At 73.9% G+C, this 12,614-nt stretch carries 12 protein-coding genes; 7 read left to right on the forward strand and 5 right to left on the reverse strand.

Annotated elements, in window-relative coordinates:
• The first annotated feature begins 18 nt into the window (after nt 1–18).
• The 3 genes from ACRB68_RS25605 (at nt 19) to ACRB68_RS25615 (ending at nt 1,438) form a co-directional block, all read left to right on the forward strand.
• Nucleotides 19–267: a hypothetical protein gene (locus ACRB68_RS25605; RefSeq protein WP_153536619.1), complete on the forward strand. Its 249-nt coding sequence runs from the start codon at nt 19–21 to the stop codon at nt 265–267.
• Nucleotides 264–503 (forward strand): type II toxin-antitoxin system RelE family toxin, encoded by a 240-nt coding sequence (locus ACRB68_RS25610; protein WP_194293442.1) that lies wholly within the window; start codon nt 264–266, stop codon nt 501–503. Before ACRB68_RS25605 ends, ACRB68_RS25610 begins: the two co-directional genes overlap by 4 nt.
• 101 nt (nt 504–604) lie before the next feature.
• Nucleotides 605–1,438: a GntR family transcriptional regulator gene (locus tag ACRB68_RS25615; RefSeq protein WP_153536623.1), complete on the forward strand. Its 834-nt coding sequence runs from the start codon at nt 605–607 to the stop codon at nt 1,436–1,438.
• A 30-nt stretch (nt 1,439–1,468) separates the two neighbouring features.
• Here the strand turns inward: ACRB68_RS25615 and ACRB68_RS25620 are convergent, their stop codons facing one another.
• A complete protein-coding gene (locus ACRB68_RS25620) occupies nt 1,469–1,750 on the reverse strand; it encodes a hypothetical protein (RefSeq protein WP_153536625.1) in 282 nt (93 codons plus the stop codon).
• A 271-nt stretch (nt 1,751–2,021) separates the two neighbouring features.
• Between ACRB68_RS25620 and ACRB68_RS25625 the strand changes: the two genes are divergently transcribed.
• Together ACRB68_RS25625 and ACRB68_RS25630 are read left to right on the forward strand one after the other, a co-directional pair.
• On the forward strand, nt 2,022–2,357 hold the full coding sequence (locus tag ACRB68_RS25625; RefSeq protein WP_153536627.1) for a hypothetical protein: 336 nt from the start codon (nt 2,022–2,024) through the stop codon (nt 2,355–2,357).
• Nucleotides 2,354–3,295, forward strand: coding sequence for a hypothetical protein (locus tag ACRB68_RS25630; RefSeq protein WP_153536629.1), 942 nt, complete (start codon nt 2,354–2,356; stop codon nt 3,293–3,295). The genes ACRB68_RS25625 and ACRB68_RS25630 overlap by 4 nt, the downstream gene beginning before the upstream one ends.
• Here ACRB68_RS25630 and ACRB68_RS25635 read toward each other — a convergent pair.
• Nucleotides 3,292–4,401 (reverse strand): NAD(P)H-dependent flavin oxidoreductase, encoded by a 1,110-nt coding sequence (locus ACRB68_RS25635; RefSeq protein ID WP_328594758.1) that lies wholly within the window; start codon nt 4,399–4,401, stop codon nt 3,292–3,294. The genes ACRB68_RS25630 and ACRB68_RS25635 overlap by 4 nt on opposite strands.
• Before the next feature lie 189 nt (nt 4,402–4,590).
• Between ACRB68_RS25635 and ACRB68_RS25640 the strand changes: the two genes are divergently transcribed.
• The gene (locus tag ACRB68_RS25640) at nt 4,591–5,067 is read left to right on the forward strand and encodes a hypothetical protein (protein WP_153536631.1); all 477 of its coding nucleotides are present in this window, start codon (nt 4,591–4,593) and stop codon (nt 5,065–5,067) included.
• Nucleotides 5,068–5,106: 39 nt separating this feature from the next.
• Here ACRB68_RS25640 and ACRB68_RS25645 read toward each other — a convergent pair whose 3' ends face one another.
• Nucleotides 5,107–6,129, reverse strand: coding sequence for a DUF3068 domain-containing protein (locus ACRB68_RS25645; RefSeq protein ID WP_153536633.1), 1,023 nt, complete (start codon nt 6,127–6,129; stop codon nt 5,107–5,109).
• Between the two features lie 136 nt (nt 6,130–6,265).
• Between ACRB68_RS25645 and ACRB68_RS25650 the strand changes: the two genes are divergently transcribed.
• Nucleotides 6,266–7,045 (forward strand): class I SAM-dependent methyltransferase, encoded by a 780-nt coding sequence (locus tag ACRB68_RS25650; RefSeq protein ID WP_153536635.1) that lies wholly within the window; start codon nt 6,266–6,268, stop codon nt 7,043–7,045.
• Here ACRB68_RS25650 and ACRB68_RS25655 read toward each other — a convergent pair.
• Together ACRB68_RS25655 and ACRB68_RS25660 are read right to left on the reverse strand one after the other, a co-directional pair.
• Nucleotides 7,002–11,180, reverse strand: coding sequence for an alpha-(1->3)-arabinofuranosyltransferase (locus ACRB68_RS25655; protein WP_153536637.1), 4,179 nt, complete (start codon nt 11,178–11,180; stop codon nt 7,002–7,004). The two genes, ACRB68_RS25650 and ACRB68_RS25655, sit on opposite strands and share 44 nt — an antisense overlap.
• Nucleotides 11,177–12,604 (reverse strand): glycosyltransferase family 4 protein, encoded by a 1,428-nt coding sequence (locus ACRB68_RS25660; RefSeq protein ID WP_328594759.1) that lies wholly within the window; start codon nt 12,602–12,604, stop codon nt 11,177–11,179. The genes ACRB68_RS25655 and ACRB68_RS25660 overlap by 4 nt, the downstream gene beginning before the upstream one ends.
• Nucleotides 12,605–12,614: the final 10 nt, after the last annotated feature.

The raw sequence follows: 12,614 nt of genomic DNA on the forward strand, positions 1-12,614 counted from the left end.
CCGCGTACCCTCGGCACGGTGACCCCGCCACCCGACGATGACATCGCCCACGACACCATCCACCTGGGCGACCAGACCGCCGTGGTCATCTCCATGGAGGACTTCCGGCTGCTCAGCGCCCTCCGCCGGCACGCCTCGGCGGAGGCCCTGGAAACGGCCATGGCCGTCCGCGCCTCCCGCGAACTGGACGAATGGATCGCCGCCGGCCGCCCCGGGGAACTGTCCCACGAGGAGGCCATGGCCGAACTGTTCGGCCGGGTCCGGTGAAGGTCCGCTGGTCGCTCCTCACGACGCAGACCCTGCGCCGCGCCCTGTCCGACCAGGAGGGAGTGCACGCGGTCACCGCGGCACTGGCGCGCCTGGCCGACGACCCCACCCCGCCCGAAGCGCTCCCCTACGGCCGCGACGGCGACTACCGCCTGCGGATCGGCCGCTACCGCGTGATGTACCGGATCGAGGACGAAGTGATCACCCTCGGCCGCGTCGACCGCCTCCCCGACTGAGCCCGCCCAGGAACCTGTACCAACAGGCGTACGTCTCTACTGGTGGATGCGTTTGGGCGTTCCGGCCGCTTCAGCCGGTCCCCCGAAGGAGATGACGCCACGTGCCCGAGCAGCCCGCCTGGCGGCGGATCGCCGACGACCTGCACCGCAGGATCAAAGAGGGCGAGTTCGATTCCGGCTCCGTCCCCGGGCCGGCCAGGGCGGATCCGCGGCCCAAGCTGCCGACCGAGCCCGCCCTTCAGAACCAGTACAACGCGTCCCGCAACACGGTGCGGGACGCGATCAAGTGGCTCTCGGACCAGCGGATCGTGCAGGCCGAGCCGGGACGCGGCACGTTCGTGCTGCTCCGGGGCGATCCCTTCCACGTCACCCTGTCCGGCCACGGCGGCGAGGGTGACGACTTCCAGGTGGAGGCGCAGCTCCAGGGGCGCGTTCCACAGGACAGCGAACCGCGGGTGGAGATCCAGAAGGCGTCAGCCCAGCTGGCCCGGCAACTGGGGGTGGAGGAGGGCGGTCGGCTCGTCCTCCGGCACCAGCAGCGCCTGATCGACGGCGAGCCCTGGTCGCTGCAGACCTCCTACTACCCGTGGAGGTTCGTCGAGGAAGGCGCGGACGGGCTGCTGCTGGCGGCCGACATCGAGATCGGGGTGGTCCGCTACCTCGCCGAGACGATCGGACGGCGCCAGGCCGGCTACCGCGACTCGATCACCTGCCGGCCGCCCGACGAGCACGAGCGGGCGTTCTTCAGGCTGCCCGAGCGCGGCGCCGTCGCGGTGTTCGACACCTGCCGCACCGCCTACGACCAGCACGGCGAGCCCTGCCGGCTGACGGTCACCGTCTGGCCCGCCGACCGCAACCGGCTGCACTACAACATCGGCGACGTGCCCCGGCAGGCCATCGCCGGAGAGCCCCCGGGCCGGGCCGGCGACGGCTGACCGGTTCCGTGCCCCGGCCGCTCCGGCGGGTCAGACGAAGTGGATGACCTCGGGGACGTCCTCGCCGGCGCGTTGGATCATCACCTTGCCGCCGGTGCGCTGGATCTCCTCCAGATAGGCGTAGATGATCAGCGCGCGGTTGACCACGTCGGTCTTGATGTCACCGCTCTTGTCGGCCGCCTCGGTCAGCGCCGCGTTCGCCTTCGCGGTGAGGTTGACGGTGATCCGTGCGCCGCCCGACCGGCCACCCGCGTCCCTGGGCTTGGGCGGGTTCTCGACGCGCTCATCCGGAAGCGCTCCGGGCTTCGTCATGTGCGCTCTCCTTGTCTGGCACGGAACCGCCGCCTCAGGCGGGCGGGCCCGTCCCACGGCGCGGCCCCCCAGGCACTGATACGCGTTCCATATGCACGGTGTTTGATTCGTTCCCCCACATTACGGCACGGAAACTCGACCGCCTAGGCGAATGTGACTCACATCATCGGACCCCCTTCATGCAGCGTTCATGATGACGAAGTCTGTACATGACTCGCATCGCCTCGTACTCTGGGAATTCAGGGCACTCCCGGAGGAGGTGGCCGGTCCGATGGCAGAGATCGACGAGCCGACCGAGCGCGCCGAGGTCCGCATCGAACGGATCCGGATCGCGGCCAACTTCGGCGAGCACGGGGTGAGCGCCGAATCCAGCGGTCCCGCGGACGGGCCGGGCGGGCGGGCCCGCACGGCCATGCTGGCCTCGCTCGCCTGGACCGGGAGCGACGCCGTGATGATCGGCCTGGTGATGACGGCGGACGGCCCGGCCTGGCTGGTGGCGACGCTGGCGACGGCGTGCGTGGTGTTCAACGGCGTCATCCTCCACCGGCTCATGCTGGCGCCGGGCGGCCGGGAGGACGGGCACGGGGAAGGGGACCGGAGATCATGACCATCGAACTCAGGGAGCCGGGCGGGCGGCTGGACGTCCCCCCGTCCGGGCCCGTCCCGCTCCCGGAAGCGCCACGGCTTCCGGGAGCGCCACGGCGGCGGCCGTTCTGGCCGCTGCTGGTGCTCGCCGGGACGCTGACCGCGGCCGGGGTCCTGCTCGGCCTCGCGGGGGCGTTCGTGCTCACGGTCCTGTTCGTGATCGCGATGCCGGTGGTGGTCTTCACGCTCAACCAGATGCGGCTGACGAGCCGGGGCTGCGAGCTCGCGACGTCGGTCACGCAGGTCCAGGCGCTCAAGGAGAGCGACGCGGCGGCGTTCGCGCGGCCGCTCGTCCTGCTGCGCCAGCAGCAGCAGCGGCCGGCCGCCGAACCGTGGACGGGGCGCAACTGCTCGATCCTCTACACCGACATCGCCGCGTTCGGCGCCCGTGCCCGCGACGACCGGGACCGGGAGGAGCTGCGCGCCGCGATGTACGAGGTGATCCGCACCGCCTGCCGGGAGTCCGGCCTGGACTGGGCGGCCTGCTACCACGAGGACCGGGGCGACGGGGCCCTGGTCGTGGTCCCGCCCGGCATCCCGACCCGCGCCGTGGTGGACCCCTTCCTGGCGCGGCTCGCGGCGGGACTGGCGCGGCACAACCGGCGGGCCGGCACCGGCACCCGGATGCAGCTGCGCGCGGCGCTGGACGTCGGCCCGGTGCTGCGCGACGCCGAAGGGGTCTCCGGCGAGTCGATCATCCAGACGGCGCGGCTGCTGGAGGCGCCGGTGCTGAAGGAGCGGCTCGCCGAGACCGGCGCCGACCTCGGCTTCATCGCCTCGGCGTTCGTGTACGACACCGTCCTGCGGCACCGGCCCGGCGACCTGGACCCCGGTGATTTCCAGAGCGTCCAGGTCGCCGTCAAGGAGGCCCGGCTGACCGGCTGGATGCGGCTCTCCTAGCCCTCGGTGATCGCGTTCAGGCGCTCGATGGCCCCGACGTACTCCTCGATCAGGTCGTAGACGACCTGGGCGGCGGGCCTGACCTGGTTCATCGAGCCGACGATCTGGCCGACCGGGAAGGTGACCAGCTCGCCGTCGCCGGAGCGGGCGATGCGCGGCAGCGCGTCGGCGACCAGCATGAACTGCATCGGCATCGGCAGGTAGCCGGGGGACTTCTCGCTCTCCCACGCCTCGGTCCAGGCCGTCTTGAGGAAGCGGGCCGGCTTGCCCGTCCAGGCCCGGGAGCGGACGGTGTCGCGGGAGGTGGCGCTCAGCAGCTTGGGCAGCGCGCGCTCAGGGGTGTCGGCCTCGTCCACCGTCAGCCAGATCGAGCCGGTCCACACGCCCTCGGCGCCGAGCGCGAGGCCCGCCGCCATCTGCCGGCCGCGGCCGATGCCGCCGGCGGCGAGGACGATGGTGTCCGCGCCGACCGCGTCCACCACCTCGGGGATCAGCACCATGGTCGACACGTCGCCGGTGTGACCGCCCGCCTCGGTGCCCTGCGCGACGATGATGTCCACGCCGACCTCGACCTGCTTGCGCGCGTGCCGGGCGTTGGAGGCCAGGCCCGCGACCTTGACGCCGTGCCGGTGGGCCAGCTCGACGACGTCGGCGGGGGGCGGGCCGAGCGCGTTGGCCAGCAGCGCGATCGGGTGCTTCAGCGCCACCTCGACCTGGGGGCGGGCGGTCTGGTCGGTCCAGCCGAGCAGGGTCCGGTTCGCGGTCTCGGTGGACGGCTCGACGCCGTGCTCGGCGAGCAGCTCGTCCAGGAACCGGCGGTGCTCGGCCGGGATCATCCCCTGCAGCCGGCCGAGCAGCTCCTCGGCGTCGCCGGCGTCGGCGCCCTCGTACCTGGCGGGCATCACCACGTCCACGCCGTAGGGTCTGCCGCCCACGTGCTCGTCGATCCACTTGAGCTCGAGCTCGAGCTCCTCGGGGGTGAAGTACAGGGCGCCGAGGACGCCCATGCCGCCGGCGCGGCTCACCGCCGCGACCACGTCGCGGCAGTGACTGAACGCGAAGATCGGGTACTCGATGCCGAATAGTTCGGTGACTCGTGTCCGCACGCCCTCGACCCTAGGCGCACGACTTCAAAACTGCAACAGGTTCTAGTTGCAATTCATCCGCCACCCCGGGGCATGGAGCGCTCCGGACTAGAACACGTAGCACCACCGCGAACGGCTTGACAGCGGAACGTTCCCAGTGGTGATCTTGCTGCGCCCCGCACCGTCCGTTCCTTCCGAACAAGGAGAACGATGCGCAGAATCCTGGGAGTCGCCGTCGCGCTCGGCGTCGCCTCCGCGCCACTGCTCGCCACCGCGCCCGCCGACGCCGCCACCGGCTGGAAGACCGGCAACAACCTCTCCTGCGTCGCGGGCAAGGGCACCTACACGCGCGGCGGCGGCAAGGTGAAGATCTCCACCTGGGTCACCGACCGCTGCACGGGCAAGGGCTACGCCGCCATCGTCTTCAAGGTGACCGACCGGCGCGGCAAGGCGAACTACTCCGGCTACTACAGCCCCCGGGCCTTCCGGCACGGCGTGGTGAACCAGCGGTTCCCGGCCGCGCTCACCATGCCCGTCAAGGTCAAGGGGCAGCCGTTCAGCGGACCGGTGAAGCACCTGTACGTCAAGGAATGCCTCATCGGCAAGTTCTACTACGACAAGAAGGCGAAGAAGTGGGTCGACGTGTTCCGCAACTGCGGGCCGTCGGGCTACAAGAAGCTCTTCTGAGGCGGTGCGGTCCCGCGGCGCGGCGCCGCGGGGCCGTTCTCAGTGCCGGCCGGCCCGGGGCGGCGCATCCGCGGCCTCGCCGAACCTGCCGTCCGAGCGGCGCGGCGGGGCGGGCGGCGCCGGCTTGCGGGCGGCGCCGATCAGGCCGGTGGCGGCGCCCAGCAGCAGCAGGACCGACCCGCCGATCAGCCCGCCGACCGGCAGCGTCTTCCGGACCAGGCCGATCTTGAAGGCGCTGTCGTCGGACAGCGCCACCAGTGCCTGCTGGTCCTTGTCCACCGACACCAGGTCCGCCCGCGCGACGTCCAGCCGGCCGACGCCGTCGGGGGTGCGCACCATGCTGTGGATCATCTGCCGGTGCTTGACCGGGATGCCGGTGCGCGGGTCGACCCAGATCGTCACGGTGGCCTCGAAGTAGCGGTCCACCTTCTGCGGCGGGACGTCGCCCTTGATGCCCAGCATCTTGGCGGGCAGCTTGTCCTTCACCGCCTCGACCCTGGTCAGCGGGACCTGCTGGACGAACCGGTAGGCCTTCAGGCCGTGCACCGTCTCCTCGGTGTCGAAGCGCATCGGGATCGGCCGCTTGGTGGTCATGTCGAAGAAGGAGTAGTCCCGCTTCTCCACGTGCGCGATCGGGAACAGCAGCGCGTACCCCGACATCCTGACCGAGGTGTCGCCGTCGGCGTTGGCCCCGCAGCAGTTGACGAGCTCGGCGGTGCGCCGGTCGAAGGCGACCCGCTGGGCCTGGATCGAGATCGCCTTGCTGGGGGCGGCCTTGTCGAAGATGTTGGTGGAGGTGTCCCAGACCGCGATGTCGTTGTTGCCGTTGTTGGCCCGCACGTCACCGCGGATGATGTTGGTGGCCAGCAGCGTGACGTTGTTGCGGGTCTTCAAAGTGGCGGTGTCGAAGTAGCTGGCGCCGGACGCCTCCAGCCGGGTCAGCTGGTAGTGGTCCAGGGGGGCGGCCACCACGCGCTCGGCCACGTAGAAGCGGAACAGCGGTGCCATGGCCAGGCCGAAGGCGCCGAGGGCGATCAGGATCAGTCCGGCCACCCGCCGCATGAACACCTCCGAGGGACGCTGCTCCGCCGCAGGCCGGGAAGCCGTGTGCGACACGCCCGCGTCACACTACCGGACCCTAGGAAGCCGTTGAGTAGCCTGACCGGCGACCGGCCCGGGGGCACTAGGCTCGCCTCTCATGGGAACCGGACCGCACCGCGCGACGCTGGCCCGTTCGGTCCGGCTGTTCAGCGCGTTCCGCAAGGAGCAGACCGATCCGGCCTACTTCTACGGGCTGCTCGCCCAGGACACGGTGGCGCAGCTCGGCGGCTACACCGATCTCAAGGGCGCGACGGTCCTGGACGTGGGCAGCGGCTCGGGCTTCTTCACCCGGGCGCTGAACGCGGCGGGCGCCCGCTGCGTGGCGGTCGACTGCGACGCGGGCGAGATGACCGCGCACGGCGACCCGCCCGCGCACAGCGTCCTCGGCAGTGCGCTGGCGCTGCCCTTCGCCGACGGCGGCGTCGACGTCTGCTTCTCCTCCAACGTGCTGGAGCACGTGCCCGATCCGTGGCGGATGGCCGAGGAGATGGTCCGGGTCACCCGGCCGGGCGGGCTGATCTATCTGTCGTTCACCAACTGGCTGTCCCCGTGGGGCGGGCACGAGACGGCTCCCTGGCACTACCTCGGCGGCGCGCACGCGGCCCGCCGCTACGAGCGCAAGAACGGCAGGCCGCCCAAGAACCACTTCGCGCGGAGCCTGTTCCCGGTGTCGGTGTCGGCGGCGCTGCGCTGGGCCCGCACGGCCTCGGACGCCGAGGTGGTGGAGGCGTTCCCCCGCTACCACCCGCGCTGGGCGAAGACCGTGATCCGCGTGCCCGGCCTCCGCGAGGTCGTCACCTGGAACCTGGTCCTGGTGCTGCGCAAGTCCGGGGTCAGTGCCCGGCCGGCCGGGTCGGGCTCTGGAACCGCAACCTGATCTCGTCGGCCTCCAGGTCGGCGAACCGCACCGGCCCTCCCCCGGCGACCCTGGGTTCCGGCTTGACCAGCTCCCAGCTCAGCCGGGCCAGCAGCAGCAGGCAGCACGCCTGCGGGACGGCGTCGGCGAGCAGGTCCGTCAGCGTGCCCTGCCCGCTGAGGACCGTGGACGCCGCGATCGAGGAGAACGCCGCCGCGACGGCCGGCAGCACCGCCCACACCGGCCGGGCCGGCGGACGGTACGGATCCTGGTCTTGGCGGCGCGCCCGGTAATAGGCCACGCCGCAAACGCCGCCGATGACGAGCAGTCCCGCCGGGCCCGCCACCCAGAAACCGGCGAACAGCGGCAGCAGCCAGCGTGTCCAGGCCGGGGCCCCGCGCCCCGGACCGCCGTCCCGTACCGCGCCGCTGCCCGGTGACGCCGCGAGCAGCACCAGCACGACGATCAGCAGCAGGCCGGCGACGAGCACCAGCCGGTACCAGCGGTCCGGCGTGTACCGCAGCTCCACCGTGCCCTGGGTGCCGGCCGGGACGATCCACGCCTGCCGCCAGCCGTCCACGCGCAGCGCGCGCAGCTCCGCCCCGCCGGCGGTGGCGTGCCAGCCGGGGTTGAGGTTCTCGTTGACGGTCAGCAGCGCCGCCGCACCGGTGTCGACGCGCACGGTGCGCTGCTCGGGCGTCCACCGGGTGGCGGCCAGGTCGCCGGCGCCGGGCACCTGCGCGGGCCGCAGCCCGCGCGGCCGCAGCATCATCGAGGTGATGCGGAACGGGTCGTCGCGGCCGACCCGGACCCGCTGCGCGCCCGCCGGGAGCGGCACCGTCCGGCACGCCTCGTAGGGCACCGGCGCGCCGCGCAGCAGGTCGGCGACCGTGCCGCCGGACAGCCGGGTCAGCACCCGGCGGCCGTCGCCGAGGACGACGCTCGGGCCCGCGCCGCACATCGTGCGGATCCGCAGCGCGGGCGGCGGCCCGAGCGGGCGGACGCCGGGCACCGCGATGTCGGTGATCTGCACCGGGCCGCGCTGCACCGCGAACCGGATCGTCAGCCGCCCGGTGGTCATCGGCGCGAAGCGAAAGACCCCGTCGGGGCCGACGACGCCGCTGCGGTCGCCGTCCGCGCCCGACACCGTGACCTGCAGGTTCGGCGCGGGCCCGGTCTCCTGCGGGTAGCGGAAGGTCAGCTTCGACAGCCGGACCGTGCGGCCGAAGTCGATCGACAGCCACGGGGCGGTGTCCCCGGCGGCCGACAGCCAGGTCGTGGCCGGGTCGCCGTCGAACGCCGAGCGGGCCGACACCGCCGGATGCTGGACGTAGGGGGCCGAGCCCGCCGTCCGGACCTTGCCGAAGGAGGTGTAGCGGTCGACGGTCGCCTGGTCGGTGAGCACCGCGGTGCCCGACAGGCGGACGTTCTCGGCGGCGGGCAGGGTGAAGGTCCGGTCGAAGTCGCTCCGGTCCTCCCCGCGCGCCGCCAGGTAGGGCGAGCAGGCCCAGGTGCGCGAGCCGCGCATGCACGGCGCGGTCGTGCCGCTCTGCCCCGACAGCAGCACGGTGGCGGGCCCGGCGTCCCGGCGGCCGGGCGAGGCGACGATGGTCCGCCCGGCGGCGGGCATGCCCGGCACCGACAGCTCGGAGATCGCGACCTGGTTGCCCATGCCGTCCCCCGCGCCGCCGGCGACGCCGGTGACGCGCAGCCGGAGCCAGTCCGTGCGGCCCGGCGGGACGCGCAGCGTCTGCGGCGCGCCGGTCGGCTGCACGTTCTGGCGCAGCGTGCCGGCGGCCGTCTCGACGGCGACCTCGGTGACCGGCGGGCCGAGCAGCGCCCCGTTGCCGAAGGTGACCCTCAGCCGCCCCGGGTCGAGCGGGCGGGCGAAGCCGAGCCGCAGCCACTCGCCGACCGGGCCGCGCAGCCCGGCGGACTTCCACTGCGTGCCGGGGTCGCCGTCCACCGCGGCGAACGGCAGGTCGGCGGCGGTGCCGCCGGGCAGCGCCACCGCATCGGAGGCGGCCGAGGACGCGGTCACCGAGGCCAGGCCGGTGATCCGCGCGGTCGAGGCGTAGGGCTGCCAGGCGGGGTCCAGGTAGTCCTTGACCTTGGAGCGGCTGCTCGGGCGGTCGCCCTCGGCGAACGTCGGCGACGCGCCGCCGCGCAGGTCGGAGAAGTTGACGTCGCGGCGGCGCAGGCTGTCGGTGACGACGACCTCGGCGTCGCGCGACGGCGCCGGGTCGTCGTTGAAGAACACCGGCCGGCGGGCGTCCAGCAGCCCCTGGTCGGCGAGGTCGATCATCGACTCGGGGCCGCCGAACACGCGCAGGGGCCGCCGCTCGGACAGCAGCGAGACGCCCGCGCCGACGTCGGGCACCTCGTAGATCTCCACCTGCCGGTAGGGCTGGTCGATGGCGGTGGTCGCGTCGGCGTTCAGGGGGAAGCCCGCGTGGCCGCCGAACTCGGCCACCCGCCGCACGCCCGGCATGTCCTGCAGCGCCTCGTGCACCCGCGCGGGCCAGGCGCCCTCCGCCGCCGCGCGGTCGAGGTCGTTGCGGACGAGCAGGTAGCGCACGCCCATCCGGGCCAGCACGGTGGCGAGGCCCGCCGAGCCGCGCCCGGTGGCGAACCGGTCGTCGATCGCCTCCATCAGCCGGGCCAGGCCCGCCGACCCGCCGGGGACGACCTGCCGGGCCGCCCACTTGCTCGCCAGCAGCGGCTGCAGCGGCTCGTCCATCGAGCGGCCCCACTGGTACTCGCCGAAGCGGGCGCCGGGGACGACGAGGGTGGTGTTGTCGCCGGCGTTGCGGTCCAGCCAGGCCGCGGCCTGCCGCCAGTGCGCCGGCAGGGCGGTGAAGGTGCCCTGGGCGGCGAAGCCGGGCCGCACCGCCGGCAGGACCGACAGGGCGACCGCCGCGACGGCCAGGAGGGGCAGCGCGATCGCGAGCCGTCCGGGGCGGCGGGCGGCCGCCGGGCCGCGCCGGGCCCAGACCGTCACCAGGTGCGCCATGCCGAAGGCGAGGGGCAGCCGCACCAGCGCGTCGAACTTGTGGATGTTGCGGAAGGCGACGAGCGTGGAGTCCAGCAGCGTCCGCATCCCGCCCGCCAGCGGGTTCTCCAGCTGGCCCGCGTGCCCGGTCGAGACGATCGCCACGCCGGCCAGCAGGCTGATCAGCAGGAACCGGCGCTCGCGCAGGCCCGGCAGGCAGAGGCCGGCCGCGCCGAGCCCGGCGACCAGCGCGGTCACCGCGACCAGCCAGGCGGCCGTCGACAGGGCGTGCCCGGCGGGCCACCAGGACGCGCCGTTGACGGTGAGGTGGCCGACCCAGTTGGAGGTGCCGCGCAGGATCTCCAGCAGCGAGGTGGTGCCGGTGGTCGTCGCGGCGTTCTCGACGTAGTCGATGAAGGGGAACGTCAGCGACCCCATGAACAGCAGCGGGACGAACCACCAGAAGACCGCCGCGCCCATGCACGGCAGCCACCAGGCGAGCAGCCGCCGCTTGCGCGGGCCGCCCGGCCGGGTGAGCAGGTAGAGCAGCGGGACGACCAGCACCGACAGCTCCGCGCCGCCGTTGATGCCGCCGCACGCCACCGCGGCGAGCGCGGACAGCGCGGCGGCCCGGCGCGGCGAGCCCTCGTTCGCGCCGCGCACCAGCGGCAGCATGATCCACGGCAGCACCGCGGCGGGCAGGAACTCCGAGGAGTTGATCCCCACCAGCTCCTGGGCGCGCGGGGCGAGCGCGTACACCAGCGCGCCGAGCAGCCGCGAGCGCGGCCCGCCGACGCCCATCGCGCGGGCCAGCCGGGCCAGGCCGGCGAACGCCGCGCACAGCACCAGCGAGAGCCACAGCCGCTGGGTGATCCACGCGGGCAGGCCGACCGCGTGGCCGAGCCAGTAGAACGGGCCCATCGGGAACAGGTAGCCGTACGCCTGGTTCTGCAGCTGCCCGAAGTGCGCGCTCGGGTCCCACAGGTGCACCGCGCGGGCCAGGAAGCCGCCGGGGTTGACCGGCATGTCCAGCTTGGTGTCGGACAGGATCCGGCCGGGCGCGGTGACGAACGCCAGCACCGTCAGCGCCAGGCAGCACGCGGCGACCGCGGCCCCCTCGCCGCGCCACCACTGCGGGCGGGCGGGGGCGTGCTCGTCCTTCATCGGCTGGTCTCCGCTCGGCCGGTCAGCACCTCCAGGGCGGTGGCGGGCCGGATGGTCACTTCACCCCCGTGACCATCGAAGATACGCGTGACCGAGCGGTGCAGCCGCCCGGGGTCGGTGTCCTCGTCCAGCACGGCGCGGCCGTCGCCGAGCTCGGCGACGTAGGCGCGGCCCCCGGCGCGGCGGCGGGGCGGCGCGGCCCGCTCGGCGACGATCAGCCGGGCCATCCGGGCGCCGCTGTCGGCCCAGGTGAAGCGGGACGCCCAGCGGACGCAGGCGGCGCTGATCTCGGCGCGGCGCAGCGGGTCCGACAGCTCCTTCAGCGCCGCCTCGGTGACGGCGGCCAGCTCGGCGGGGCTCGCGGCCAGCCAGCCGGTCTCCCCCTCGCGGACGGCGTCCTTCAGCCCGTCGACGTCGCAGGCCACGGTGGGGACGCCGAGGGCGGCGGCCTCCAGCACCGTCAGCCCCCAGCCCTCGAAGCGGGAGGCGGTGACGTTCAGCGTGGCGCCGGCCAGCAGCGCGTTCCGGTCGGCCCCGGACACGTAGCCGTGCAGCTCGACCCGGTCGGCCAGGCCGCGCTCGGCCGCGGCGGCGGCGAGCCGGTCGTGCTCGACGCCGCGCCCGACGATGTGGGTCCGCAGGCCCGGCCAGCGCGGGGCCAGCTCCCCGGTGAGCTCGACGACCCGGTCCATCCGCTTGTGCGCGACGAGCCGCCCGACGCTGATCAGCGCGGGGTCGCCGTCCGGGGCGCGGTCACCGCGGTCGCCGACGGCCGGGGTGCCGTTCGGCACCACGAAGATCGGCCCGCGCCAGCCGAGCCGGTCGCGCATGGTGGCGGCGGTGGAGGGCGACACCGCCACCGCGGCGTGCCGGCGGTAGATCCGCGACGCCACGCGGCGCTCCAGGAACCTGCCGAACGCGGCCAGCCAGCCGGGCAGGTAGACCGAGAACTGCTGCTCGTGCACGTGGTGCACGAGGCAGAAGACATGGGTCCGCCGCGGCAGTGCCAGCGGGGAGAAGAACGGGATGCCGTTCATCGAGTCGATGACGACGTGGAAGGGGCGGCGGCCGAGCAGCCGCCGGGCGACCAGGTAGAGCAGGACCAGCGGGTAGCGCGAGTAGGTCCCGCCCATGCGGCGGACGCGCAGGCCGTCACGGTGCTCGGCCCGGCGCTGCTGCGGCTCCCGGCTGGTGATGAAGGAGACCGCGGCGCCGCGCGCGGCGAGCTCGCGGCTCATCCGCCAGGCGTACTCCTCGGCGCCGCCGGCCTCGCGCTGCCCCGGCTCACGCCAGTTGATCATGGCGATGCGCAGGCCGTCCAGGCGCGGGCCCTCGCCCGCCCCGTCCCCGGGGTCCCCGGCCGGCGCCAGCCGGACCCGGGTGTCCTGCACGGCCCTGTCCTGGCGGGCGCGCGGGTCGCCCACCGCGTGCTCG

Source organism: Actinomadura macrotermitis (genome assembly GCF_009604375.1).
Lineage (GTDB): Bacteria > Actinomycetota > Actinomycetes > Streptosporangiales > Streptosporangiaceae > Spirillospora > Spirillospora macrotermitis.

Excerpts from the sequence above, each read along its gene's own strand:
- ACRB68_RS25620 (WP_153536625.1), bottom strand. The coding sequence starts at position 1,750 with ATGACGAAGCCCGGAGCGCTTCCGGATGAGCGCGTCGAGAACCCGCCC.
- ACRB68_RS25625 (WP_153536627.1), top strand. The coding sequence starts at position 2,022 with ATGGCAGAGATCGACGAGCCGACCGAGCGCGCCGAGGTCCGCATCGAA.
- ACRB68_RS25630 (WP_153536629.1), top strand. The coding sequence starts at position 2,354 with ATGACCATCGAACTCAGGGAGCCGGGCGGGCGGCTGGACGTCCCCCCG.
- ACRB68_RS25640 (WP_153536631.1), top strand. The coding sequence starts at position 4,591 with ATGCGCAGAATCCTGGGAGTCGCCGTCGCGCTCGGCGTCGCCTCCGCG.
- ACRB68_RS25645 (WP_153536633.1), bottom strand. The coding sequence starts at position 6,129 with ATGCGGCGGGTGGCCGGACTGATCCTGATCGCCCTCGGCGCCTTCGGC.
- ACRB68_RS25650 (WP_153536635.1), top strand. The coding sequence starts at position 6,266 with ATGGGAACCGGACCGCACCGCGCGACGCTGGCCCGTTCGGTCCGGCTG.
- ACRB68_RS25655 (WP_153536637.1), bottom strand. The coding sequence starts at position 11,180 with ATGAAGGACGAGCACGCCCCCGCCCGCCCGCAGTGGTGGCGCGGCGAG.